The sequence below is a fragment of the Thalassospira sp. MBR-102 genome, assembly GCF_040549275.1.
Taxonomy (GTDB): Bacteria; Pseudomonadota; Alphaproteobacteria; order Rhodospirillales; family Thalassospiraceae; genus Thalassospira; species Thalassospira xiamenensis.
Genome location: NZ_JBEPTC010000008.1, coordinates 158682 through 182165 on the forward strand (window position 1 = coordinate 158682; position 23484 = coordinate 182165).

25 protein-coding genes are annotated in these 23484 nt (G+C 54.9%); 11 read left to right on the forward strand and 14 right to left on the reverse strand.

Going from position 1 to position 23484, the window contains the following annotated elements; genetic code table 11:
- Position 1: 1 nt before the first annotated feature.
- Entirely contained in the window at positions 2-1042 is a 1041-nt protein-coding gene (gene darG / locus ABIE64_RS14760) for a type II toxin-antitoxin system antitoxin DNA ADP-ribosyl glycohydrolase DarG (RefSeq protein ID WP_007089212.1), read from the reverse strand.
- The gene (locus ABIE64_RS14765; RefSeq protein ID WP_354377810.1) at positions 1039-1839 is read right to left on the reverse strand and encodes a DUF4433 domain-containing protein; all 801 of its coding nucleotides are present in this window, start codon (positions 1837-1839) and stop codon (positions 1039-1041) included. The genes darG and ABIE64_RS14765 overlap by 4 nt, the downstream gene beginning before the upstream one ends.
- A 24-nt stretch (positions 1840-1863) precedes the next feature.
- Here ABIE64_RS14765 and ABIE64_RS14770 point away from each other — a divergent pair, with 24 nt between their 5' ends.
- Positions 1864-2790 (forward strand): AEC family transporter, encoded by a 927-nt coding sequence (locus tag ABIE64_RS14770; protein ID WP_354377811.1) that lies wholly within the window; start codon positions 1864-1866, stop codon positions 2788-2790.
- On the opposite strand, the gene ABIE64_RS14775 is transcribed toward ABIE64_RS14770, so the two are convergent.
- Positions 2716-3525 carry an RluA family pseudouridine synthase gene (locus tag ABIE64_RS14775; protein WP_037990425.1) on the reverse strand — a complete coding sequence of 270 codons (810 nt, stop codon included), beginning with the start codon at positions 3523-3525 and terminating at the stop codon, positions 2716-2718. The two genes, ABIE64_RS14770 and ABIE64_RS14775, sit on opposite strands and share 75 nt — an antisense overlap.
- A gap of 190 nt (positions 3526-3715) precedes the next feature.
- Between ABIE64_RS14775 and ABIE64_RS14780 the strand changes: the two genes are divergently transcribed.
- The 3 genes from ABIE64_RS14780 to ABIE64_RS14790 are packed head-to-tail and all read left to right on the forward strand — an operon-like array spanning position 3716 to position 5704.
- Entirely contained in the window at positions 3716-4492 is a 777-nt protein-coding gene (locus ABIE64_RS14780; RefSeq protein ID WP_354377812.1) for a DUF6134 family protein, read from the forward strand.
- Complete coding sequence (locus tag ABIE64_RS14785) at positions 4489-5265, forward strand: SDR family NAD(P)-dependent oxidoreductase (protein ID WP_354377813.1); 777 nt, start codon at positions 4489-4491, stop codon at positions 5263-5265. The genes ABIE64_RS14780 and ABIE64_RS14785 overlap by 4 nt, the downstream gene beginning before the upstream one ends.
- A complete protein-coding gene (locus tag ABIE64_RS14790; RefSeq protein WP_007089218.1) occupies positions 5258-5704 on the forward strand; it encodes a nuclear transport factor 2 family protein in 447 nt (148 codons plus the stop codon). The genes ABIE64_RS14785 and ABIE64_RS14790 overlap by 8 nt, the downstream gene beginning before the upstream one ends.
- Here ABIE64_RS14790 and ABIE64_RS14795 read toward each other — a convergent pair.
- The 5 genes from ABIE64_RS14795 to ABIE64_RS14815 are packed head-to-tail and all read right to left on the reverse strand — an operon-like array spanning position 5667 to position 11023.
- The gene (locus ABIE64_RS14795; RefSeq protein ID WP_007089219.1) at positions 5667-6215 is read right to left on the reverse strand and encodes a DUF3833 domain-containing protein; all 549 of its coding nucleotides are present in this window, start codon (positions 6213-6215) and stop codon (positions 5667-5669) included. The genes ABIE64_RS14790 and ABIE64_RS14795 overlap by 38 nt on opposite strands.
- Before the next feature lie 28 nt (positions 6216-6243).
- Entirely contained in the window at positions 6244-7590 is a 1347-nt protein-coding gene (locus tag ABIE64_RS14800) for an MFS transporter (RefSeq protein ID WP_354377814.1), read from the reverse strand.
- On the reverse strand, positions 7577-8854 hold the full coding sequence (locus tag ABIE64_RS14805) for an SAM-dependent methyltransferase (RefSeq protein WP_037990414.1): 1278 nt from the start codon (positions 8852-8854) through the stop codon (positions 7577-7579). Before ABIE64_RS14805 ends, ABIE64_RS14800 begins: the two co-directional genes overlap by 14 nt.
- Before the next feature lie 7 nt (positions 8855-8861).
- On the reverse strand, positions 8862-9683 hold the full coding sequence (locus ABIE64_RS14810) for a DUF1365 domain-containing protein (protein WP_354377815.1): 822 nt from the start codon (positions 9681-9683) through the stop codon (positions 8862-8864).
- Entirely contained in the window at positions 9680-11023 is a 1344-nt protein-coding gene (locus tag ABIE64_RS14815) for an NAD(P)/FAD-dependent oxidoreductase (RefSeq protein WP_354377816.1), read from the reverse strand. The genes ABIE64_RS14810 and ABIE64_RS14815 overlap by 4 nt, the downstream gene beginning before the upstream one ends.
- Positions 11024-11234: 211 nt before the next feature.
- Between ABIE64_RS14815 and ABIE64_RS14820 the strand changes: the two genes are divergently transcribed.
- Entirely contained in the window at positions 11235-11825 is a 591-nt protein-coding gene (locus tag ABIE64_RS14820; RefSeq protein WP_074624797.1) for a sigma-70 family RNA polymerase sigma factor, read from the forward strand.
- Positions 11822-12526 carry a ChrR family anti-sigma-E factor gene (locus tag ABIE64_RS14825; protein ID WP_063093623.1) on the forward strand — a complete coding sequence of 235 codons (705 nt, stop codon included), beginning with the start codon at positions 11822-11824 and terminating at the stop codon, positions 12524-12526. The genes ABIE64_RS14820 and ABIE64_RS14825 overlap by 4 nt, the downstream gene beginning before the upstream one ends.
- 93 nt (positions 12527-12619) lie before the next feature.
- Here ABIE64_RS14825 and ABIE64_RS14830 read toward each other — a convergent pair whose 3' ends face one another.
- From ABIE64_RS14830 to ABIE64_RS14840, 3 genes are read right to left on the reverse strand one after another with little or no spacing between them, the layout of a single operon-like run.
- On the reverse strand, positions 12620-13507 hold the full coding sequence (locus ABIE64_RS14830; protein WP_354377817.1) for a 23S rRNA (adenine(2030)-N(6))-methyltransferase RlmJ: 888 nt from the start codon (positions 13505-13507) through the stop codon (positions 12620-12622).
- 5 nt (positions 13508-13512) lie between these two features.
- Positions 13513-14238 carry an rRNA large subunit pseudouridine synthase E gene (locus ABIE64_RS14835; RefSeq protein ID WP_354377818.1) on the reverse strand — a complete coding sequence of 242 codons (726 nt, stop codon included), beginning with the start codon at positions 14236-14238 and terminating at the stop codon, positions 13513-13515.
- Between the two features lie 58 nt (positions 14239-14296).
- Positions 14297-15031, reverse strand: coding sequence for an SIMPL domain-containing protein (locus ABIE64_RS14840; RefSeq protein ID WP_071239714.1), 735 nt, complete (start codon positions 15029-15031; stop codon positions 14297-14299).
- A gap of 244 nt (positions 15032-15275) precedes the next feature.
- Between ABIE64_RS14840 and ABIE64_RS14845 the strand changes: the two genes are divergently transcribed.
- Positions 15276-15950 (forward strand): D-lyxose/D-mannose family sugar isomerase, encoded by a 675-nt coding sequence (locus tag ABIE64_RS14845; RefSeq protein ID WP_037990402.1) that lies wholly within the window; start codon positions 15276-15278, stop codon positions 15948-15950.
- 88 nt (positions 15951-16038) lie between these two features.
- Here the strand turns inward: ABIE64_RS14845 and ABIE64_RS14850 are convergent, their stop codons facing one another.
- Entirely contained in the window at positions 16039-16998 is a 960-nt protein-coding gene (locus tag ABIE64_RS14850; RefSeq protein ID WP_037990649.1) for a TPR end-of-group domain-containing protein, read from the reverse strand.
- Positions 16999-17157: 159 nt separating this feature from the next.
- On the opposite strand from ABIE64_RS14850, the gene ABIE64_RS14855 reads away from it, so the two are divergent.
- The 4 genes from ABIE64_RS14855 to ABIE64_RS14870 all read left to right on the forward strand — a co-directional run bounded on the left by ABIE64_RS14855 (position 17158) and on the right by ABIE64_RS14870 (position 20433).
- Positions 17158-18258: a GGDEF domain-containing protein gene (locus ABIE64_RS14855; RefSeq protein ID WP_071239717.1), complete on the forward strand. Its 1101-nt coding sequence runs from the start codon at positions 17158-17160 to the stop codon at positions 18256-18258.
- Between the two features lie 69 nt (positions 18259-18327).
- Positions 18328-19512, forward strand: a complete 1185-nt coding sequence (locus ABIE64_RS14860) for a BaiN/RdsA family NAD(P)/FAD-dependent oxidoreductase (RefSeq protein WP_354377819.1) — start codon at positions 18328-18330, stop codon at positions 19510-19512.
- A 120-nt stretch (positions 19513-19632) separates the two neighbouring features.
- A complete protein-coding gene (locus ABIE64_RS14865) occupies positions 19633-19815 on the forward strand; it encodes a PLD nuclease N-terminal domain-containing protein (protein ID WP_037990397.1) in 183 nt (60 codons plus the stop codon).
- A gap of 138 nt (positions 19816-19953) precedes the next feature.
- Entirely contained in the window at positions 19954-20433 is a 480-nt protein-coding gene (locus tag ABIE64_RS14870; RefSeq protein WP_354377820.1) for a GFA family protein, read from the forward strand.
- Here ABIE64_RS14870 and ABIE64_RS14875 read toward each other — a convergent pair.
- Positions 20430-22253 (reverse strand): TRAP transporter permease, encoded by a 1824-nt coding sequence (locus ABIE64_RS14875; RefSeq protein ID WP_240478819.1) that lies wholly within the window; start codon positions 22251-22253, stop codon positions 20430-20432. The two genes, ABIE64_RS14870 and ABIE64_RS14875, sit on opposite strands and share 4 nt — an antisense overlap.
- 21 nt (positions 22254-22274) lie before the next feature.
- Positions 22275-23237 carry a TAXI family TRAP transporter solute-binding subunit gene (locus ABIE64_RS14880; protein WP_354377821.1) on the reverse strand — a complete coding sequence of 321 codons (963 nt, stop codon included), beginning with the start codon at positions 23235-23237 and terminating at the stop codon, positions 22275-22277.
- Positions 23238-23484: the final 247 nt, after the last annotated feature.

Here is a 23484-nt window from a genome sequence, read left to right on the forward strand (position 1 = left end):
TTTACGCGCAGTTCAGTAAACCATCTTCCTGCAAGCGACCGTACGCCACACGTATTGTTTCATCGCTGAAGATGTTTCTTTTGTTCTCGTTCCAGCTGTTCATCTCTTTGATTACCATCTCAAGCGGATAGCAATTCTCATGATGTGCCAACCAATGAACCGAAGATAGAAGCTCCAGACCGTAAGGGCTCTCATAGCCCTGCACCAGTTTACCTAAACGATCAATAATACGATCTGCTGCATCGCTGGAATTCAGATACTCATCTGCAGCAGCATATCCGCTTGGCGTTACATGTGCCTGTCTATCGCCAGTTTGAAAACCGGCAATCATCTTATGATACTCAAGCGCGACAAAAGCCTTCTTCAAAGATTCTGAGTAAGGTCCGTGGAAATCCCGTGAAAATCTGAGGTTAAAATTCACACCAAAAGCCTGCAAAAAATACACTATTTTTTGCAGCGAAATTCGATCAAATGATCCGTCAAAATAGCGCTCCAAGTCACCCAGACTTTTAAGAAGCACTGCCCGCTCAAATGTCATCGCAAACTTGGAGTGACTATACTCCGGTTCATCAACCGCTTCTTTTGGATAAAACACCCGAACGTCAACATTCGAGAGATTTTCGAGCTTCTCAATGATTAACGGTTTTACATCAGACCAATCCAGCCCACCGTTTCCACATCCCAGCGGCGGAATCGCGATAGATTTGATGCCATAATTCTCAATCGCCTCGACGAGAGCATCCAAACCGCTCTCGACATAATCCAGCTTGGATTTAGCTCTCCAATGATCTTTGGTCGGGAAATTGACCAAAAACCTGGGGCCATCTGTCGGGAAAAGTTGCTTTGTATCATAAACAAAAACTTTGCCAGGCCTTAAGCCCTTTGCAGAACATATTTTTTTATATTCTTTATAGTTGTCCGGCCAACGCTTTTTAAACTCAAGAGCGACACCTTTCCCCATCACCCCGACGCAGTTGACCGTATTCACGAGAGCATCCACCGCCTCGGAAAACATGTCGCCTTTTTTGAATGAGAGGGTCATTGGTAGTAGCATCCGGGTTTTACATATATTGGGATATCCCAAACTGAGGCATCCATCATCTGCTCGAGCTTATCTCTTATCGTCTCTGATTTGACAATCAAGCAATCTATTAGGCCAAGTGGGACTGCGGAACGAACCAGGAATTCAGCCATGCGCTTTTGGCTTCGAGTCATACGTTCTGGCGGATCGTCCATGCTTTTGAAGTATTGGCAAACACCATTGTACCCAAGCTCTTCGATTCTACCCTTGTAAGGATATTCGTCAAACATATCCCAATGAACATGTTCTTCCAAAGAATCCAAATCACCACATAGAACTGGCAATGGAGCATTTGAGTTTAAGGCGAAGTCGCTAAAACAGAAATCTAGCCCGCTATCACGGAAATTTTCAACCTTTGCAACCAGAAATACTCTATCTTCTTCGCAAGCAGGTCCTAAATTATCGCCTTCGGGGGACATCAAATCTACGTTCCCCCTAAAAATTGTAAAAGTGAATGATGTAATTGGAGAAAAATAGAATGGTACATAATCATTAACAACGCCACCATCAGGCATCTGGAACAGCGGACTCCCTCTTCGGTCAACTATGCTCTGATAGGAAGCTTGATGACACAGCTGAGGATGCTCATGATTTTTTGAGCGCACCTCTCCGTCAACCAAAAATACTTCAATATCTTTGTAATACACTTGGCGAAAAATAAATCTGTCCGGCAAATTAGCCCCCAGAGCTTCAGCAAAAAATGACATAACATCGAAACTTGCAATTACATTATCAAGCAACCCAGCAAAGCCAACCATAGCAATTTCTAGGTCATTCTCTATATGAATCTCGCCTATGACCTGATCGCTGCCATCTTTCCGATCTTTGCCGCCATTCTGGTCGGCGCTGCACTTAAACGTTATCTGATCACCGGGTCTGACATCTGGGCCGGGATTGATCGGCTAACCTATTACCTGCTGTTGCCATCTCTTCTGATCGTTGAAATTTACCGTGCCGATTTCAGTTCCGGGCATGCGGGCACTGCCGTCATGGTCACCTTGGGCGCGACCCTTTTCCTTGCGGCGGTTTTGCTGCTTCTGCGCCCGCTCATCACCCGCAACACACCGCTGTTTACCTCGATCTTTCAGGGATCGGTCCGCTATAACAGCTATGTCCTGCTCGCCGTCGCCGATGCGCTTTATGGCAGCGAAGGCTTGGCACTGGCGATTGTATTCATCGCGGTGATGGTGATTGCCACCAACATGCTGGCGGTTGTGGTGCTGAATGCCTTTGCCGGTGGCAAGGGCAGCTTCAAACGCATCATGCTCGGCCTTGCGCAAAACCCGATCATCATCGCCGCCGGGGCCGGGGCGGTTCTGAATATCAGCAACATTCACGTGCCACTGCCGATTGAAAATACCGCCGCCCTTTTCAAAACCGCGGCCCTGCCGCTCAGCCTGCTGTCGGTCGGGGCCGGATTGCGATTTATCCTCAGCAAACAGGCATTGGGCGCGATTGCCCTTTCAACCACGATCAAGCTCGCCCTCCTGCCGCTGATCACCGGCATTGCACTGCATCTCGCCGGGGTGGAGGGCATGGTTCTGGCGATGGGGGTGCTTTATGCCGGGATGCCGTGCGCGGGCAACGCCTATATCCTCGCCCGGCAGCTGAATGGTGATCCCGAGGCCATGGCCTCAATCATCACCCTCGAAACCCTCCTGTCCGCCTTCAGCATCGCTGCCATCGCCGCCATACTGAGCATCAACTGACGCCGCATGCGGGGCATAGTCACCGACGTAACCACAGGCCGAAAGCCCCGGCCGCATCAATTCGGGCGGCGGTGCATCGACCACCACCGGGTCGCGGTCGGCATGGAACGGCACCACGATCTGGCGCGACAAAAGCATCAGGGTCGGCGGCTGTCCAAAAATCGGCGGTTCATCCCCCCGACCATAAAACGGATCGCCCAGCACCGGATGCCCGATATGATCCAGATGCACACGCAGCTGGTGCGTGCGGCCCGTATGGGGCGTCAAGGCAAGCCAGGTGATATCATCGCCCGCTTCGTCCTTGCCACGCCCCAGCACCCGATATTCGGTCTTTGATGGCTGCCCGTCCTCATGAACCAGCATCTGCCAGCCACTTTCATCATTGGTCTTGCCAATCGGCGCGTCGATAAATCCATGATCATCGGCAACCGCACCACGCACCACCGCCCAATAGGTTTTCCCGATCAGTTTTTCGGTAAACAGGCGGGTGATCTTTTTCGATGATTTCGGATGCCGACACAGCAACAGGCACCCGGCCGTATCGCGATCCAGTCGGTGCGCCAGGGTCGGTTCGGGCTGAATGCCGAATTTAAGGTCGGGCAGATACGCATCGACATGGAAATAGGTTTTCGGCCCGCCATGCGATGCCAATCCCGGCGGCTTGTTCAGAACGATGACGTTGGAATCGCGATGCAGAACGCTTGCGATCAGGTCTTCGGCTATCGGATGGGGCATGGTCGGCCTTTCATTGTTGGCCCTGCTTTACCTCAAAGCCGGGCGCACCGCAATCACCCGGCACATGGGCAGGGCACGGCAAACCTGATCTGAACCGCATTTCCATGCGTAACAGTAGCAGCATTCCGTTTTCGAAATCCGGCTTGATCGCGTCCTGATCGCCGGGGCCAACAGCAGGGTACGCCACCACATGCCACGCCCGAAACCCCTTAAATATCTGCTTGCGACGCTTGCCGTTCTGGCAGTCCAGAATGCCGGTTCGGCCTTCGCGCAAAACGGCGAGATTTCGGCCCTTACCCCCGCACAATCCAACGGCCTTGATCGTAACGCGGCCTGTCGCAACTTCGATCCGATTGCGCGATACGGCAATGAACTGGTGTTTCAGATCCGCCGCAATGATGCCCCGGTCGGGCAGCATATCGTGCGCTTCAATCGCGGTCAGGACGGTCTTCAGGTCGTCGCCCAAAGCAATATCGATATCTCGTTTCTGGGCTTTAACGCCTATAGCTTCCGCTATCGATCCGAAAGCATCTGGCAGGAGGGTCAATTATCCACCCTGTCGGTCAAGGTCGATGATGATGGCGATCAAACCAGCATCGCGGCCCGGCGCGAAAACGATCAGCTTGTCGTTGATGGCCCCGATGGTCAGAAATCCCTGCCGTCCGGTATTTTTCCGACCGATCACTGGCATTGCGGTGTTCTGCAAACCGATCAGGTTCTTAATACGCTCACCGGCAACCCCAACGCGGTCACCATATCCCAGACAGGCCGCGAACGCCTGGCCGTTGGTAACGGGATGATCAACGCCACCCACTTTACCTATGATGGCCAATTGCAAACCAATGCATGGTACGATGCCGATGGCCGGTGGGTTGGATTGCGCTTCAAGGCGCGCGATGGCTCTGAAATCACCTATCGCTGCACAAGCTGCCAGACCGACACGGCACAAAAGGATATCCTCGGATGATCAAACATTTCAAAACCATCTGGATCGTCGGTGCCTCCGCCGGGATCGGGGCGGCACTTGTCGAAAAATTCGCAAAATCCGATGCGGGCGCAAACACGACGATTATCGCATCGGCACGCTCCGCCGATGCGCTGTCCGATCTGGCGGCATCGTCGGAAAACATCCATGCCGTGCCGCTTGATGTGACCAAACCCGATGCGGTTCGCGATGCGATTGCCCTGATCGAAGACCGGTTTGGCCTGCCCGATCTCGTGGTTCTGGCCGCCGGGATTTATTCGCCGATGCCTGTCGATGAATTTTCCGCCAAAACCATCCGCGACCATTTCGATGTCAATTATTTCGGCACGGTCAATTGCCTTGAAACCCTGATCCCGAAAATGCGTAAACGCGGTTCGGGCGAGATCGCGGTTGTCGCCTCGGTCGCCGGTTATCGCGGGTTGCCAAAGGCCGGGGCCTATGGCCCGACCAAAGCCGCCCTGATCAATCTGTGCGAAACCCTGCGCGCCGAATTGGGGGAAACGGGTATCTGCCTTCGGGTGATCAACCCGGGCTTTGTCAAAACCCGCCTGACCGACAAAAACGATTTCGACATGCCCTATCTGCAAACACCCGCGCAGGCAGCCGACTATGTTTATCGCGGCCTGACGGGCGGCAACGGTTTTGAAATCGCCTTCCCGCCGCCCTTTGTCCGACAGCTAAAACTTGCCCGCATTCTGCCCTATCGGCTTTACTTCAAACTGATCCGCAAAGTGATGGGAAAATCCAATGGATGAACAGAACGCAACCAGGCTCGAAACGCTGAAATCCTATGGCGATTATTTTGCGCAACTAAGCCCGGAAACCATTGAAAACCTGCATCATCTCGTCACACCGGATTACAGTTTTACCGATCCGTTCAACACCATCAATGGCCCGGATCGGGTCTGTGCCTATCTCGACAAGATGTTTCGCGACACCGAAAATCCGCAATTCATCGTCACCCATCACGCGATTGATGATGATCTCGGTTTTCTGCGCTGGCGCTTTACGGCCAGGATTTCGGTTCTGGGGAATTGGGATGTCACCGGCATGTCGGCGGTGACGTTTTCCGATGACGGCACGCGCATTTCATCCCATGTCGATCACTGGGATTCCGGCATGGCCTTTTATGCCCGCATTCCGCTGCTGGGCTGGTTTATTCGGCGGCTCGCAGCGCGGATGGCTGTTTCGTAAAGAACAGGGTGACCTCGCCGATCTCGAACCCCCATTTACGCACACGCGCCCGGTTCACAAGAACCCCGTCGCCCTGCAAGAACATCCAGTCGTCAAACGTCACCCGCCAGCTACCGTCACCGACCTTCAGGTCCATGTCGTAGTTCCAGTTCAACGCGTTGCCATACTGCACGCCCGCGGCCGTGCCGATGATGTCATCGGCCTCTCCGCTCAGGCTGTGCTCACCGGTCTTGCGGATCGTCCATACACGGCGGTCCTGTTCACCATCGTCATACAGAAAATCTTCTTCCAGCGTCAGAACACCATCATTGACGGTTCCAGTGATATCAACCGTGAACTGGCGCCGCAGCTTGCCGAACCGGTCCTCAAAAATGCCCCACGCCCGACTATTGCCTTCGAAGTATTCAAACACATCGAAGCGGGGTTCTTTTTGCGCAAAATCCTGCGGTTTCATTGACCCACACCCGGTAAGTATCAAAACCATCACAAGCGCCGTAAAAGATCGCAGCATCAGCTTTCTCCCGCAAAGGATACAAGGATCAGAAGGTGCGGCGAGCCAGACGCCGACGAATTGCAACCTGATGCACGCGATCCAATGGAAAACGCCACATCATCCCGATTGCTCCTGCTTTCAGTACGATGGGCAGCACCGCATAGATCATGACAAGTGCGATCAAAGCCGCGGAATTTTCATCCCCCCCGTCCGTCAGGCCAAAAGCCCCCAGAATTGGCAGGGCAATTCCCGCCGCCAACGCCATCGCAAGCTTGTTGGTCATGTTCCAAAGCGCAAACAGAACACCGGTCCGGCTGGCATGAAACCGGTACCGGTCCCAGTCATCGACATCGGCCTGAATGGCGGGTGGCAGCGCCAGATCCGCCCCCAAGGCCGCACCGGTAAAGACACAGATCACCGCAAACCCTGCCCAGTCCCCGGCTGACAGAAACGGCACGAACGCAAATGCCGACACCGCCATGATCATCGCCACGCACCAGACCCGGTGTTTGCTGATTTTACCGGCCAGAAACACCCAAAACGGAATGGCCGCAATGGCCGCAACAAAATACAAAAGGATCAGCGTGTTTTCCGTATCCGTATCAAGCTTCAGGTAATAGCGCACAAAAAGCGGGAAACAGACCGCGGGCAATCCACCGGCAAGGCCATTGATCATCCATGCGGCCAAAAGCCGGACAAAAAGCCGGTTCTGGCGCAGACTGCGAAGCGACTGAGCAAACCGGGCACGAAGGGAAACACCCCCCTGTTGGGTATCGGCAGTACGGCCGCGCCCCGGGCGGGCTGCGCTATCTGGGACCTTGATGATCAGAATCGTAACGAAAACCGCCCCCGCGACAATGGTCATCATCGCAAGGGTTCGGATTTCATCGGCCCGGGACGCATTCATCATCACAACCGGGATCGCCCCGGCAATGACAATACCAATCAGCCCCGCCCCTTCTCGAAGGGACGTGATCAATGTCCGTTCCCGGTAATCCCCCGAAAGGTCTGCCCCCCATGCCAGATAGGGGACCTGAAACAGCGTCCAGCCAAGGAAAAGGATGCTTGCCGAAACAAAAAGATGCCAGCCGCTCGGCTGATCGGGCGGCACAAAAAGCATCCAGATCCCGATCCCGGCAATCACCGCACCAAACCCGACCCAGATTTTGCGCCGTCCCGTATAATCCGAAAGCCACCCGGCAAGCGGATCGGTCAGCATATCAATGATCCGCACCGCCAGAAGGATCGCCCCCGTAAGGGCAAGCCCAAGGCCAAGATCATCGCCATAATAACTGGGTAACAGGACATAGGCGGGAATCGTCGGCACCGCCGCCGCCATTGCTGGCAGCGCATAATAAAACGCCGTTTTGCGGGCCCGATCAGGTTGCGGCATTTTCGCGATGTTCGATCACAAAGAACCCGACATCAATCGATCCTTCATCAAATCCGGTTTCGCAATAGGACAGGTAATATTCCCACATCCGCTTGAAACGGATATCAAATCCCTGCTCGGCGATGCTGTCCCAGCCATGCTGGAAACGGCGCTGCCATTCGGCCAGTGTGCGGGCATAGGATTTGCCGAAAAATTCCGAATGACAAAGCGAAAGACCGGCATTGGCAATCGCCGTACCAAGCGCCTCCGGCGAGGGCAGCATCCCGCCCGGGAAGATATAGCGTTGGATGAAATCCGCACCCTTGCGGTAATCCTCGAACCGGTCATGATCGATGGTGATGATTTGCAAAACCGCCTTGCCGCCCGGTTTCAACCGCTTGCGGATCATATCGAAATAGATCGGCCAATGTTCTTCACCAACCGCCTCGAACATCTCGATTGAAACGATCTTGTCGAACTGCCCGTCCTGATGGCGATAATCGCGAAGCTCGATATTGGTGCGATCCGACAGGCCAAGTGTCAGAAGGCGATGATGCGCAAACGCATGCTGTTCGCGCGAAAGCGTCAGCCCCGTGACATGGCAGCGATGCTGCCCTGCCGCCATTTCGGCAAACCCGCCCCAGCCACAGCCGACTTCCAGAACCCGTTCGCCGGGTTGCAGCGATGCAAGTTCGCAAATCCGGCGGTATTTCGCATCCTGTGCGGCCTCAAGCGTCATGTCCTGGCGGCGATAAAGACCGGATGAATAGGTCATGCCCGGATCAAGCCATTCCTGATAGAACCGGTTTCCAAGGTCGTAGTGATAGGCAATGTTGCGTTTTGATCCTTCGACCGTATTGGCATTTCGCAAATGCCCGATCCGGGCCACCAGCCGGGAAATCATGCCGCCTGCAAGTCGGGCGCGAACGATATTTTCGTTTAACATCGCCACCCGCATCACATTGGTCAGATCGGGGCTTGTCCATGCCCCATCCATATAGGCCTCGGCAAAGGCAACATCGCCACCGGTCGCAAGCCTGCGGATCGCCTTCCAGTCATGAATATGAAGAACCGCGCGGATTTCGGTCTGCTCCTGCCCGGTAAACTGCAACGTGTCCCCATCGGGCAAAACAATCGTCAATCGACCGTAATGCAAATGTGCCAGAATGCGTTTCAGCATGATTTTCAGCAGATTGCGACTTCCGGTCATGCCCCCGATGACGGGCAGGAACCTGTCACGAAACGGGCGGACTATTGTCGAAGAGGATCGATTGCGTTCCGGCATTTCCTGATTACCTTTTTGCGGCTTCGGCCGTCTGGCTATTGGCAGCAAACACATAAGTCACATCATGTGCTGGCGGCGTTGGACGTTTATGGAACTTCATGCCTTTGCGCCACAGATGAAGCGCCTCGTAATGAATGCCCGCCACCACCTTAAGCGTCATCAGCGGATAGCGAATAAAGGCCATAAACAGCTTACGGTCAGAAAGTGCGGTTCGATCACCGACAAATGCCGCATTCAGAAATGCGCCGTCCTTGTCTGTTTCACGAATGGCAACCGCGACTTTTTCACCCGGCATGCAAATGCGGAAATGATAATCGGCCTGCATATCGATAAAGGGCGAAACGTAAAATCCCTTGGCACAGCTTTGCCGCAGCACGCCTTTTTCATCAATCGCATCGCTGCCCACCGGGATCAGATAGCTGTGCCGGTCGCCGAAAGTATTGGAAACCTCATACAGGACCGCTCCGACCGAACCGTCCGACCGATGGCAGAAATAAACCGACAGCGGATTGAAAACGAAGCCCAGAATGCGCGGATAACACAGCAATTCGATCCGATGCGCACAATCGCCAAGATCGTGCTTGTTCAGGATATCTTCGATACGTTTGCGGATATCTCCGTGTTCACGATCGGCATGATCACGGTCATGGAATGAAAACAGGTTGAACCGGTTGCGGCTGAACAGTTTCAGCGACCCGGCCAAGCCATCGATTTCATCAAGATCAAACAAAAAGGAAAACACCCGATAGCGCAATTTGTGATCACGCGGGCGAAGGCGATGATGCATCACCGATCCTTCAAACAGGGCGGATGTCCATGTGCCTGTCATGCGGCAACTTCTTTTTGCACTGTATCAACAGGGCCCAGATGAATACGACCGCTTTCATTTTCAACATTCCACGGGCGACGCACACCACCCAATGCCTCGGCCACGGCAAGGCCCGACTGAATGCCGTCTTCGTGGAAGCCATAGCCGAAATAGCTGCCGCAATACCAGATGTTATCCATTCCCTGAATCGACCAGAGCCGTTTCTGCGCGTCCATTGCCGCCGCATCAAAAACCGGATGATCATACAGGAAGGATCGAATGACGCTGCCCTCACGCGGCGCGCGCGCCGGGTTAAGGGTAACAAAAAGCGGCTGCCCTTCGTCCAGATGCTGCAATCGGTTCATCCAATAGGTCACACAGACTTTCTGTTCGCCGTCATGCTCTTCGGCAAGGTAATTCCAGCTTGACCAGACCTTGCGCGTTTGCGGCATCAGGCTTTCATCATCATGCAAGATCGCCAGATTGCGCTCATACTGGAACGCCGACAGCAATTCGCGCACCGCGCGTGCCGGATTGGCCTGAAGCGCAAGGGCCTGATCACCATGGCAGGCCAGAACAACGTGATCGTAGTCTGTCCGTTCGCCATAACGATTTTCAACAAACACCCCACCCTTGCCATTCGGCCCGACCTGGGCAATGGCGCTATCAAGGATAACACCACCGGAAATCTCCTTGATCATCCTGCCGACATACTGACGCGAGCCACCAACAACAGTGCGCCATTGCGGCCGATCCTTGATCTGCAAAAGCCCGTGATTCTGACAGAACCGGACAAACGCCGCCAATGGGTATTCCATCATGGTATCGACCGGCGTTGACCAGATCGCAGCCCCCATCGGCAACAGATGATCATTGATAAAGGATTTCGAATAACGATGGGCCGACAGATAATCGCCAAGACTTTGCGTTTCGGCCTGCCCGGTTTCAAGCGCAAGCGGTGCCTCGCGATAGAAACGCAGGATATCGCGCACCATCTGCCAGAAACGCGGGCGGAAAATATTGCGTTTCTGTGCGATCAAAGATGCCAGATCAGATCCGCCATATTCCAGACCGCCCCGGTCCATCGAGGCGGCAAAGGACATATCGGTCGCAGCCGTTTCGACATTCAGATGATCAAACAGGGCACAAAGATTTGGGTAACAACGGGTGTTATAAACAATGAAACCGGTATCGACCGGTGTTTGACCCGCATCGACGGTATTGGAATGCCCGCCGGGACGGTCATCCTTTTCATAAAGCGTGACGTTGTGAGACTGGCTGAGCAACCAGGCTGCCGACAGGCCGGAAATACCCGAACCAACAACAGCTATATTGAGTTTCCCCGATGATCGAAGCGTCATATGTGGCGCGCCTGCTTGCAGTTACAATGTCTAAGTTACATATATTTACGAATGTCAGCAATTTGCAGATCACTGCGTTACAACGAATGCGGATAATTTTAAGTAATTGGTGGAAAACGTACAAATTCGTTTGATCCAAAAATTTCCGGCTGGCGTATGATTGTTCATGAACACGATCATGGCGCGGCCCCGAAGGGGACCAGAAACGAAAATGAGCGGCACGACAAGATCAAGGCCCGGTCCGGCTGACCCCGACGAGGCCAGGAAATGTGCCAGCTGGATTGTGGCGGTTGCGGCGACGCAGGACCGTGAGGCATTTGCGCAACTGTTTGCCCACTTTGCCCCCCGCGTCAAAGCCTACATGTTCCGGTTTGGCGGCAATTCCGAAAACGCCGAGGAACTTGCGCAGGAAGCCATGATGCAGGTCTGGCGCAAGGCGCATCTGTTTGATCCGCACAAGGCTGCCGCCAGTACATGGATTTTTACAATCGCCAGAAACCTTCGTATTGATCGTTTCCGGCAACGCAAACATATCGAAGTGGACGATTCCGATCCGACGCTGATTATTGACGATAGCCCGCTTGCCGACGAAATCGTCGACCGGGATGAACATGCCGTTCTCGTCAAATCCGCCATGGAAGAATTGCCCGCCGATCAGAAAGTGGTTGTTGAATTGTCGTTTTTTGAAGATCTCTCGCACAGCGAAATTGCCGAAAAGCTTGATATCCCGCTGGGCACTGTCAAATCGCGGTTGCGGTTGGCCTTAACCAAACTTCGTGGTGGATTGGAGGGTGTAGCATGAATATCAAACACCACCCGACAGATCAGACATTGATGGAATACGCCAGCGGCAGGATGTCTCAGGCGATGGAATTGCTTGTGGCAACGCACATGACCCTTTGCCCGAAATGCCGTGAAAAGGTCGCGGAATTCGAGGCCCTTGGCGGTGCGGCGCTGGAAACGGCAAACGTCATGTCCATGAATACTCATGCGCTTGACCATGTCATGGCCATGATCGAACGCGAAACCGCCAACGAGAATGTCGTTTTCAGCGAAATACCGTCCATACGTCGGGTTGCCGTCGGGGAAAGCATTACCGGAAGCGCCATTCCATCCGTCCCGCGGCCCCTGGCAAATCTTTTGCCTGATGATGTTCTTTCGCTCGAAGACATTCCGTGGAAGTCGCTGGCACCGGGTGTGAAGCATTACCAGCTGAAATCGATCGAAAGCAAAGGCACCGTGCGACTGATGAAAATCGCACCGGGTGTGTCGATCCCCGATCACGGGCATCACGGCCATGAAATGACCCTGCTGCTTAAAGGGTCGTATATCGATGAAATCGGTCGGTTCCGGGCCGGTGACGTCGCCGATCTTGGCAACGATGTCGATCATCAGCCGATTGCCGACACCGCCGAGGAATGCATCTGCCTGATCGCGACCGATGCTCCGATGAAGTTCAACCGTCTGCTGCCCAAACTGCTGCAGCCCTTCATCGGCATATAAGTCAAACTGCGTCCCGACGCAGAAAGGCCGCGGACATAGCGATGTCCGCGGCCTTTATTTATTTGATCCGTGCGTCTGCGTGCCCAAAGGCACCTATTGCGACGGCACCAGCCAATGGGTCCGGTGCGTTGCCGGGCCGGGCAGTTTGACGGCATCGCAAAGCCATTGGCCGATTTCATCAAACTCCTGATCAAATCCATAAGGTGGATTGATGATCAGAAGACCCGTGCCGCGCATCCGCCCCTTTGCCCCGCCCTGATTGGTCGAAAGCTCCGCACACAGCACGCCACCCTTGGCTTTGATCTGGGCAAAGTTTTCACGCAGTTCGGAATCAAATCCGGCCTCAAGGATCGGATACCACAGCATGAAGATGCCGTTTTCCCACCGTTCCCAGGCCCGTTTGATCGAACTTGCCGCCTTCTGATAATCCTGTTTGACGTCGTAACTGGGATCCATCAGCACCAGACCGCGCCGGATGGCGGGCGGCATCATGCCAACCAGTCCCTCGTAACCGTCGCGCTTGTGCAGGTGAATACGCGGATCGCGTTCGACACTGTATTCCAGCAGGTCATATTCGCGCGGATGCAATTCCATCAGGATCATTTCATCATGCTCGCGCAGCAATTCGCGCATGATAAACGGCGACCCGGGATAAAACGGCCCCTTCAGGTCGTCATCCTCAAACACGCCGTAATCGCGGCCCTTGGCAATCGGATCAAAGGCCGCGATCTGATCAAGGAAGGGCTGCATCTGTTTGGGCGCATTTCCCTTTTTCTGTGCCGCAGCAATACCGTTTTTCCATTCGCCGGTTTTCGCCGACTGCGCACTGCCAAGATCGTACCAGCCTGACCCGGCATGGGTATCGATCACGCAGAACGGTTTTTCTTTGTTGCATAGATAATCAAGGATGATCCGCATCGCGGCATGCTTGTGAATATCGGCAAAATTGCCCGCGTGAAAGCCGTGCAGATAGCTCAGCATTGCCTTTATCCTTTAGATGCGCGTGGCTTGCCACCGCGTGACTGTTTGGGGTTGCGCGACTTTTGGGGCCGCCCGGACCGGAATGCGTTTTTACCCTCACCCTCAGTACGGGGTCGCCGGTTGGCCTGCATGTTCCCGGGCAGGGGTTTGACCTGAACCGGGCCGGGTTCGGGTGCATTGACCTCGATCACCTGCCAGTCACCGGGTGCCAGATTATCCAGCGTCCAGTCACCAATCGCATAACGGATCAGACGCAAGGTCGGAAAGCCGACCGCAGCCGTCATCCGGCGGACCTGCCGATTACGACCTTCGGTGATGCTCAGTTCAATCCAGCTTGTCGGAACCGATTTGCGAAACCTCACCGGCGGATCACGCGGCCAAAGATTTTCGGGCTCCCCCATCAGGCGCGCGCGCGCCGGTCGGGTCATGCCGTCTTTCAACTCCACCCCGTTACGAAGGGCCGAAAGGGCTTCTTCGGTCGGCTCGCCCTCGACCTGAACCCAATAGGTTTTCGGCTTTTTGAATTTCGGGTGGGCGATCTGGGCATTCAGCGGCCCGTTATCTGTCAGCAGCAGCAGTCCTTCGCTATCGCGATCCAGCCGCCCGGCGGCATAGACACCGGGCAGATCGATATAATCGGCCAGCGTCGCCCGACCGTTTTCACGGTCGGTAAACTGGGTCAGAACGCCATACGGCTTGTTAAAAAGGATCAGCTGCGCCATGCGCCGCATAGAACCATTTTTGCCAAACAAGTCAACTGGGCAAGTCAATCAGTCCGGCCGAACGTGATCAATCCTCGATCAGATATTCCATGGTGGTGACAACACGCACGGTTTTATTGATCTGCTGGCTTTCCATCGTATTGGGGGCACCATCCGCCGGAAGGATCTGGAACAACCCTTGCGTTGCGCGGCGAATACCGCCCAGATGACCACCGGAATCGGTTGCGAATTGCTGCGCACTTTCACGCGCATTGGCCGTGGCCGCCGCAATCATTTCGGGTTTGATGTCATTAAGCTTGGTGAACATGAAACTCGGGCCGGGGTTATAACCCTGCCCGCCCAGAACAATCCCGCCCTGAAGCAATTTGCCAATATCCTGCGTTGCCGCAACGACTGCCTCGATCTTGTCGGTCCGGACCTGAATCGTCTGACTGACGATATAACGGCTTTCAATCGGGCCAGAACGGTAGGATTGCGCAAGCTGATCGGTAACCTGAAGGCTTTGCAGTTCGGTCATGTCCTTGGTGATGCCATGCGTTTCAAGAAACGCCAGAAGGGCGGTTGTATCGCTTTCGATCTTGGCCTGTGCGTTTTGCAGAACATCATCGGTCGCAACATAGGTAATCGGCCACACCGCGCGATCCGCCATGACATCGCGTTCGGCCAGTCCCTTGACAGTGACAAACCGGTCAAGCGACCGCATGTCAGAAAGCCCCTTGCCGACCAGCCATCCGGCACCGGCAATACCGGCACTGACCACAACCGCCGCAACAAATTTCGCAAATCCCGAAGAAGAAGACATGCCCGTGTTTCCTTGATTATTGTTGTTCCGCTAAACGCATAGCTTTTGTTTTGAACACCTTATCAGACGGAACAAAATCGACAAAATCAGGGCAGTCATTTTGCAGGTTTGCGAAATCGGATAACGGGCATTTGAATGCATTCAAATTGGGTCGCAATCCTTTTTCGAACATGCTAAAAGCCAGCAACGCCTGCGCATCGCGCGGCCAACCATTCAAACACGCAAAAGCTTTACGAGGTCGTCCATGCGCCGTTCCGATATCAATGCACATATCACGCATGCCAAGGAACTGTTCGAGTCCATTTCCTTCAAACTGCCCGTCTGGGGCCACTATTCCCCGGCGCAGTGGGATGCCGAGCCTGATCTTGCGAAATGGTGCCGTGCCCATCAGATGGGCTGGGACGTAACCGATTACGGCGAAGGCGATTTCGCCCGTCGCGGCCTGATCCTGTTTTGCCTGCGCAACGGCATCCTGCGCCAGCCGGGTGAAGTCCCCTATGCCGAAAAAATCATGATTGTCGGCGAAAATCAGGAATGCCCGTGGCATTACCACAAGGTCAAAATGGAAGACATCATTGTGCGTGGCGGCGGCAATCTGGTGATCGAACTGACCAATCTGACCGAAGACGGCAAAATGGACATGGTCAATGACGTGCATGTCCGCACCGATGGCAAGCTCAATATCCTTCCGGCCGGTGGCAAGGTCGTGCTCGAACCCGGTCAAAGTGTCACCCTGCCGCGCACGCTTGTGCATCGCTTCTATGGCGAAGAAGGCAAAGGCCCGGTGATCGTTGGCGAAGTATCGCAGGTCAATGACGACCTTGCTGACAACTACTTCTTTGACTGCGACGCCCGGTTCAGCGAAATCGAAAACGATGTCGCCCCGATCCACCCGCTGTGGAATGAACTGGCCGGTTAAGATCACCGATCAACTGATATGCACCCCCCCGGCAGTCCGCACTGCCGGGGGGTTTGTTTTTGGCTTGGGGCGTAAAATGCCCTCGACGTTATTCCGCGGGCGCAGCACTCTCGGGATTACCAAGAATTTCGGCAAATTCCCGCAAATTGCGAAGCGGCTCAAACTCAACCTCGGTCCAAGCAGGCTGACGCATCGCATCCGAAAGGGCCACCGCACGCTGCAAATCGGCAAGGGCGGCTTCCGGATAACCCAGCCCTGCATTGGCGCACGCCCGCTGATAATAGCCATTGGCATTATCCGGCGCCTCGGCCAGAAGCCGGTTACACAGGCTAAGCGCCCAGTCACGATCACCCAGCTGAAGGGCGGCATCCGCCTTATAGGCCATGACTTCCGGATCGCCCGGCGACAGTTCAAGGATCTTGTCGTAAATCTCGATCTTGGACCGCGGATTGGTCACCTTGTTGGCCTGCAGCCAGAAGGCATGAATGGTCTGGGTATTTTCGATTTCCTGCTGATGATCGTTGATCACCATGCTTTTCTGGCGCAGCTCGTCTTCAAGCGCGCTCAGACGTGTTTCAAATTCTTCGGACAGGCGGCGCAATTCCGTATCGGCAAGGTTGCGCACACTTGATTTAAGTTCCCGCAACGACTGCCAGCCCAGCATGGTCAGAAGCGCACCGACGGCGGCCACAAAATAAAAGAAATAGGTCACCGTGTTCGACGAATAGGAAATCGCCTTGTCGATGGCCTCAAGCTGCCGGTTAACAACCTCGCGCAGCAATTCGGCGCGCATGCCCTGCATTTCGGTCCGCAATGCCTTTAACTCGTCAAGTACATAGCGTTCCATAAGCGGCGGCATATTGGTGCGTTCACCAGCTTCAATCGGACGAAAATCGACCGGTGGCAACGTATCGCCCGATGACGTGCCAGATGTGCCAGATGTTGCAGGGGCAGCCCCCATGCCATCCTGCGCCAGAACCGGTGATGAGACCAGAACCACCATCATCACGATGATACCGGCGACCATGCGTTCAAACCGTAACGTCATTTCCTGCTGCTTCCCTGTTTCTTTTTTATGGATTGGTTTTATTGGCGGGGCTTTTGTAACCCGGCTTCGGCCATGATCCAAATCAACGTTATGATTGGACTGTAACGATATATTGCCCCTGCCAAAACATACATTTTTTGGAAAGTCGCGCAGGTATCGATGATCGAATACGGCACCAGCCCGGATCGGGCACAGCAATTGTCAAACGCAGCCCTCGCCATGATGTCCGAACTGGGCGTTATCGCGCATCCGAACAATTTTACGATCTTTTTCAATTACCTGTCTGGCGAAGAACCCGATCTTACGCAGACGATTGATATCCTGCGCAGCAACAATCGCGAATTCGACGAATTGCAGTGCCGCGACCTTTTCACGCGGTTTTTTGACACCGTGAATGAACGCGAAATCGTCACCCGCATCACCGAAGATCTGCGCAATCAGTTGACATCGGTTCTGGAAACCGTGCGCAATGCCGGAATTGACACCTGTGCCTATGGCGAGGCCCTTGATCATTTCTGCGAATATATCGGAGACAAGGATTTCACCAATCTGGAACAGGCGCTTAAAACGCTGCTCGGTGCGACCCGCGACATCGAAGGCGTAAACCGCCTTCTTGAAACCCGGCTTGATAATACCTCGACCGAAATATCGAAACTGCGCCGGGACCTCGAAGACATGAAGCGCGAGGCCATGACCGACTGTCTGACCGGCATTGCCAACCGCAAGGCATTTGATCTGCGATTGCGCGATTGCGCGATGCAGTCGATGGAAACCGGCAAACCGCTTAGCCTGCTTCTGATCGATATCGACCATTTCAAAACATTCAACGACACCCACGGGCATCAGGCCGGCGATCAGGTCATTCGGCTGATGGCCCAAACCCTTCAGCAGAACGTCAAGGGCCGCGACACCGCCGCCCGTTACGGTGGGGAGGAATTTGCCGTCATTCTGCCGATGACCGGGCTTGGTTGCGCCCGCCAGTTGGCCGAACATATCCGCCACAATGTCGAAACCCGCAAGGTGGTCAGCCGCATCCGCCATGAAGAACTGGGCAAGGTCACCGTTTCAATCGGGGTCAGCACCTTTGCCTATGGCGAGCCGCTTGGCCGCTTTATCGAACGCGCCGATCAGGCGCTTTATCTGGCCAAGGCCAAAGGCCGCAACCGGGTTGCAACCGAACGCCAGATTGCAGATGCCCATCCGACGGCCCAGACACCCGATATCACAACACCACAGCCCAAAAAGCAGCGTTACGCCTGACAGGCACTGACAGAACACCAATTTATCCGTATAAGGCAGGTCGTTTTCCCCGAAAGATTGGCCTGCTGCGTGAAGAAGATTGATGTCCTTGTGATTGGTGCCGGTGCCGCCGGCGTTATGTGTGCAATCGAAGCCGGAAAACGCGGCCGTTCGGTTGTGATTGTCGATCATTCGGCGAAACCGGCTGAAAAAATCCGGATTTCCGGGGGCGGTCGCTGCAACTTCACCAATCTGCATGCCAGCCCGGAAAATTTCATTTCGCAAAACAAGCGTTTCTGCGTCTCGGCACTCAAACGTTACACACAGTTTGACTTCATTGATCTGGTCAATCGCCATGACATTGCCTGGCATGAAAAAACACTGGGGCAGCTTTTCTGCGATGAATCCTCGTTCCAGATCATCGACATGCTGCTCGATGAATGTGATGCCGCCCATGTCGAGCTGCGCCTGAACACCGAAATCAGCAACATCATCCGCCGCGATGATGCCGGGTTCGACGTCACCACACGCACCGGCGCGCAATGGACCTGCCAATCCCTTGTCGTGGCCTGTGGCGGCCTTTCCATTCCCAAAATCGGCGCAACCGGCTTTGGCTATCAGATTGCCCGACAGTTTGGCATCGACATCGTTCCGACCAGGGCCGCCCTTGTCCCGCTGACCTTTGACCCGGATATGCGGGCCGATCTGGGCCAGCTTTCCGGCATTTCGGTTGATGCGATTGTCCAGTGCCACAAAAAGCAGTTCCGCGAAGGGTTGCTGTTCACCCATCGCGGGCTCAGCGGCCCGTCCATCCTGCAGATTTCATCCTATTGGGATGAAGGTGATGCCATCACGGTCAATCTGAACCCCGAAGAAGACGCCTTTGATCTTCTGAAATCGGCCAAGGCCGAAAGCCCGAAACAGGCCGTGCATAATGTGCTGTCACGCATTCTGCCAAACCGTCTGGCCCAGATGATCACCGCCCGCCACGGGCTTGATCGCCCGATTGGTGAAACCGGGGACAAGGCGCTTCGTCTGCTTGCAACCGATGTCAATCAGTGGTCGGTCATGCCGCAGGGATCCGAAGGCTATCGCACCGCCGAGGTCACGCTGGGCGGGGTCGACACCAACGCCCTGTCATCGAAAACCATGGAATGCCGCGATGTCCCCGGCCTTTATTTCATCGGTGAAGTCGTTGACGTTACCGGCCACCTTGGCGGGTTCAATTTCCAGTGGGCCTGGTCATCGGGCTGGTCGGCCGGACAAGTCGTCTAGGTAATTTCGCCATTTGGTCGCAAAATACCCCGCGGGAACAACTTCCCATCCAAGCCGTTTGACTTTCAAGAACAGCCGACAGCTTTCCTGTCTGCTGACACAGAAAAATGAGGTTGGGTTATGGAATATGGTGGAATTATCGGACTGATCATTCTGATTGCCGATATCTGGGCGATCATCAATGTCATGGGCAGCGGTGCCAGCACCGGTTCAAAAATCATCTGGACGATTCTGATCCTCGTGTTGCCGGTTCTCGGCCTGATCATCTGGCTGTTTGCCGGTCCGCGTAGCGGACGCGCTTAACGCAGAAATCACTAACAGCACCCAATAGCCGCCAGGGACAAAGCACCCTGGCGACGAACCTGTTGGCATTCCGGTCAGGCACGCATTAATTTGCATGCCTGACCTTTTTTGTGCGCAATTACAACCGGGTGCCAGTCGATGGACAAGATTTCCTATCCTGTCAAAGGATCCTGCCGTTGCGGGAAACTTGAAATCGCGCTGGCAGCACCCCCGGTCCTGACCGCAGCCTGCCATTGTCGCGGTTGCCAGAAAATGAGCTCAAGCGCCTTTTCGCTAACAGCGATGTGCAAATCAGACAGCTTTCGCGTTGTGCGCGGAACACCGGTCAAAGGCGGCGCTCAAGGCCCCGAACTGGATCATTTTTTCTGTCCGGACTGCAAGACATGGATGTTTACCCGGATCATCGGCATGGATGATTTTGTCAATGTCCGCCCGACCCTGTTTGATCAGAAGTCCCTTGCCACACCCTTCATTGAAACCATGACATCTGAAAAACTGCCATGGGTCAGCATCCCGGCACAGCACAGCTTCACGGGCTTCCCGGATGTCGATGATTTCATGAAGCTGCTTGATGATTTCAGGCAGACGCAGGACCAACAGGGAAGCCGCCGGGGTTAAACCCCGGCAACAAAAATGACAAGCCCGCCCATAACGCCCGATGCGATGCGGACCAGAACCGGGCGAGGCGATATCAGGCCATAGGAAATCGCCGTCAGACCAACCGCAACCTTAAGCCCGGCAACCAAAGCCCAAACCGGATTGGCCGCAAGATCAATCAATGACCCGTTTGCGATCATCGCCAGCGGCACGATGTAAAGCCCGACGCCAAGCGCCATTGCCGTTCCGGCCACCTTCAGCCAGTTTTCCTCGACCATGCCCGCGGCAATGAACACCGCACCGCAAACCGGCGGGGTAATCGTCGACAGCAGGGCAAACCAGAACACGAAAAGATGCGCCTGCAATGGATCAAGCCCAAGCTCGGTCAGGGCGGGTCCGGCCACCGAAACACAGATCACATAAGCCGCCGTTGTCGGCACTTCCATGCCAAGGATCAGGCACGCCACCGCCGTCAGCAGCAAGGCCGGCCACAACATCCCGCCCGATCCCGACAGCAAAAGCGACGTGATCTTCACGCCAAGCCCGGTCAGACCCAAAACACCAATCACAATCGATGCGCACAAAATGATCGCAGCAATCATCGATACCTGCCGCCCGGCACTCAGGCAGACCTCGGTAAATCTTTCGCCCGTCCGTTTCAGGCTGAATTGCAGATTGCCATCTAAAAACAGCAGGGCCGCACCGGCAATCATCGCAAGGCAGGCGGCATATTGCGGCGTATAGCCACCGCCAAACATGCCCCAAAGCAATATGGCAAACGGCACAAGGAAAAACGCCGACGTCACAATCACAGCACGGGTATCAGGCCGGTCTTTTTCCGGCACACCGGGCAAATCATAGCGAAGCGCAAAGGCATTGATCCCGACCCACACCGCCAGAAAATAAAGGATTGCCGGCAAAATGGCCGCAACCATGATCTCGACATAGGGCCGCCCGGTCAGCTCGACCATGACAAAGGCCCCGGCCCCCATCAATGGCGGCATGATCTGCCCGCCCGACGATGCCACCGCCTCGACCGCGGCGGCCAGTTTTTTCGGATAGCCAAGCTTGGTCATGGCCGGAAGGGTAATCGCCCCGGTGGACGCCACATTGGCCGACGCAGACCCGGAAATGGAGCCAAACAACGCCGACGAAATCACCGAAACCTTGGCCGCGCCACCACGCAGCCGCCCCGCAGCCGCACCGGCAACATTCATGAAGCCCTGCCCGGCTTCGCCACCATTCAGGATCGCGCCGAAGATGACAAAGATCGCAACGATGCTGACCGAAACCCCGGTCAGGCTTCCCCAAAGGCCGCCTTCGGCAATGGTTAGCGTACCCAGCATGCTTTCAATCGGAAGCCCGCCATGGCCGAATTCACCGGGAATATATTCGCCAAAGAACCCATAAAGCAGCGCAATCGCCGCCACACTCGGCAAAGGCCATCCGATGGCGCGCCGTGCCATTTCAAGAACAATGCCCAGCAGGGCAAATGATATGGCAATTTGCAGATTCCCGACCAGGAACCCGTATTGATCACCCAGCATGCCGTGATTGAACGCCACCCACAAACACGCCGCAAGCCCGATCACGGTCAGGATCAGACCGCTGATTTTCTGCCACGGTGTTTTGGCAACAAACACCAATGCCCAAGGCAACGCCAAAGCCATATGCAACGGTCGACTGACCAGATTGGGAACCAGCCCCGAAAAAATCAGCCAGAGATGAAAAAAGATGGATACCGCGCCAAGCGCAATCCAGAAAGGGCGGGAAACAGCAGACATCGTAATCCTGATACGTCCGATAAAGAACGGCCCGGCTGTGGCGGCCGGGCCTGTCATCACATTATTGCCAATCGGCGATCAATTCTGATCGTCGCGAACCGGAAAACCGGCCTCGGCGTAAAAACGAAGCGCGCCGGGGTGAATTTTACCCTTGATATTGGCCAGCATTTCCTGGGTCACACCTTTCCACCATGACGCGTTCGAGCTCATGGCGGATTTCTGGCCCCAGTAAGTTTTGGTCAGTTGATAGGCGGTTTCATCATCCATCTGGGTCGTGGCGTAGGCAACCACCGACAGGGAAGACGTGCGGATATCATCCTTCTGACCGTTATAGGTTCCGGCCGGGATCACCGTCAGATCGCGCTTGGTCATCGCAAGCTGCTCATCGGAAAGCGACAGGATATTGACATCCGTGCCCGCCGCGGCCTCGATCACGTTCGGCGCGGGCCATGAACCGGCGGTAACGAAACCGTCAATCTGCCCGTTTTTAAGGGCAGCAACCGCGTTGGACAGCTCCGCTTCTGACAGTGTCACCTTATCTTTAAGCCCGAACAGATCGAGGTATTTTTCACCCTCATTCGCGCCAAACGACCCCTTGCCAAGCAGAATGGTTTTCCCTTCAAGTCCGGCAAAGTCGGTCACACCGGCATCGGCACGCATCACGAAATGCATGGTCAGCGACGGGATCGGGAACAGGGCCCGGACTTCATTGAATTTTTCGGTCGGACGCCCTTCAAACGCGCCCTTGCCTGCCTGCGCAAGGCCAACAAGTGCGGGTGGGCTTGTGAAAAGATAATTGCCCGGGCGAACCGATGCTTCCATCACGTTCTGGACCGATCCCTGGCTTTCCTCGACCGTGACGATGATTTCGCCGTCCGTACCGGTCTTGATCGCTTCTGCGAACTGGGCTGCCATCTGATAATAGGATGACGCCGCCTTGGCCGATTTGAAAGTGACGCGGGTTTCTGCCTGGGCGGCACTTACGGCCGACAGGGCAACAATACCGGTCGCGATCGCGCCGATTGTACGAAGAATGTTCAAGGTTTCCTCCCCTTGCAGAACCCGGGCACCGGTCGGTTTGCAAATACCGAACTTGGGTGCGGATCGGGCCAATAGTGGCGATCAACGCAAAAATCCGTCTTTACGGCAACGGATTTTGGCAAATTGCTTCCAATTCCAAGTCATAGAGCGCATCAAAGGGCCGAAGGTCAAGCCGGTTATTCAATCAGCCCACCCTTTACCGGTTTCAACCTTATCGCACTTTTAACATGGCAGTTGCGCAAAACCG

What these genes read in the sequence shown, in the direction of transcription:
- darG (WP_007089212.1), bottom strand. Translation starts at nt 1,042, where the DNA reads ATGACCCTCTCATTCAAAAAAGGCGACATGTTTTCCGAGGCGGTGGAT.
- ABIE64_RS14765 (WP_354377810.1), bottom strand. Translation starts at nt 1,839, where the DNA reads ATGGTTGGCTTTGCTGGGTTGCTTGATAATGTAATTGCAAGTTTCGAT.
- ABIE64_RS14770 (WP_354377811.1), top strand. Translation starts at nt 1,864, where the DNA reads ATGAATCTCGCCTATGACCTGATCGCTGCCATCTTTCCGATCTTTGCC.
- ABIE64_RS14775 (WP_037990425.1), bottom strand. Translation starts at nt 3,525, where the DNA reads ATGCCCCATCCGATAGCCGAAGACCTGATCGCAAGCGTTCTGCATCGC.
- ABIE64_RS14780 (WP_354377812.1), top strand. Translation starts at nt 3,716, where the DNA reads ATGCCACGCCCGAAACCCCTTAAATATCTGCTTGCGACGCTTGCCGTT.
- ABIE64_RS14785 (WP_354377813.1), top strand. Translation starts at nt 4,489, where the DNA reads ATGATCAAACATTTCAAAACCATCTGGATCGTCGGTGCCTCCGCCGGG.
- ABIE64_RS14790 (WP_007089218.1), top strand. Translation starts at nt 5,258, where the DNA reads ATGGATGAACAGAACGCAACCAGGCTCGAAACGCTGAAATCCTATGGC.
- ABIE64_RS14795 (WP_007089219.1), bottom strand. Translation starts at nt 6,215, where the DNA reads ATGCTGCGATCTTTTACGGCGCTTGTGATGGTTTTGATACTTACCGGG.
- ABIE64_RS14800 (WP_354377814.1), bottom strand. Translation starts at nt 7,590, where the DNA reads ATGCCGCAACCTGATCGGGCCCGCAAAACGGCGTTTTATTATGCGCTG.
- ABIE64_RS14805 (WP_037990414.1), bottom strand. Translation starts at nt 8,854, where the DNA reads ATGCCGGAACGCAATCGATCCTCTTCGACAATAGTCCGCCCGTTTCGT.
- ABIE64_RS14810 (WP_354377815.1), bottom strand. Translation starts at nt 9,683, where the DNA reads ATGACAGGCACATGGACATCCGCCCTGTTTGAAGGATCGGTGATGCAT.
- ABIE64_RS14815 (WP_354377816.1), bottom strand. Translation starts at nt 11,023, where the DNA reads ATGACGCTTCGATCATCGGGGAAACTCAATATAGCTGTTGTTGGTTCG.
- ABIE64_RS14820 (WP_074624797.1), top strand. Translation starts at nt 11,235, where the DNA reads ATGAGCGGCACGACAAGATCAAGGCCCGGTCCGGCTGACCCCGACGAG.
- ABIE64_RS14825 (WP_063093623.1), top strand. Translation starts at nt 11,822, where the DNA reads ATGAATATCAAACACCACCCGACAGATCAGACATTGATGGAATACGCC.
- ABIE64_RS14830 (WP_354377817.1), bottom strand. Translation starts at nt 13,507, where the DNA reads ATGCTGAGCTATCTGCACGGCTTTCACGCGGGCAATTTTGCCGATATT.
- ABIE64_RS14835 (WP_354377818.1), bottom strand. Translation starts at nt 14,238, where the DNA reads ATGCGGCGCATGGCGCAGCTGATCCTTTTTAACAAGCCGTATGGCGTT.
- ABIE64_RS14840 (WP_071239714.1), bottom strand. Translation starts at nt 15,031, where the DNA reads ATGTCTTCTTCTTCGGGATTTGCGAAATTTGTTGCGGCGGTTGTGGTC.
- ABIE64_RS14845 (WP_037990402.1), top strand. Translation starts at nt 15,276, where the DNA reads ATGCGCCGTTCCGATATCAATGCACATATCACGCATGCCAAGGAACTG.
- ABIE64_RS14850 (WP_037990649.1), bottom strand. Translation starts at nt 16,998, where the DNA reads ATGACGTTACGGTTTGAACGCATGGTCGCCGGTATCATCGTGATGATG.
- ABIE64_RS14855 (WP_071239717.1), top strand. Translation starts at nt 17,158, where the DNA reads ATGATCGAATACGGCACCAGCCCGGATCGGGCACAGCAATTGTCAAAC.
- ABIE64_RS14865 (WP_037990397.1), top strand. Translation starts at nt 19,633, where the DNA reads ATGGAATATGGTGGAATTATCGGACTGATCATTCTGATTGCCGATATC.
- ABIE64_RS14870 (WP_354377820.1), top strand. Translation starts at nt 19,954, where the DNA reads ATGGACAAGATTTCCTATCCTGTCAAAGGATCCTGCCGTTGCGGGAAA.
- ABIE64_RS14875 (WP_240478819.1), bottom strand. Translation starts at nt 22,253, where the DNA reads ATGACAGGCCCGGCCGCCACAGCCGGGCCGTTCTTTATCGGACGTATC.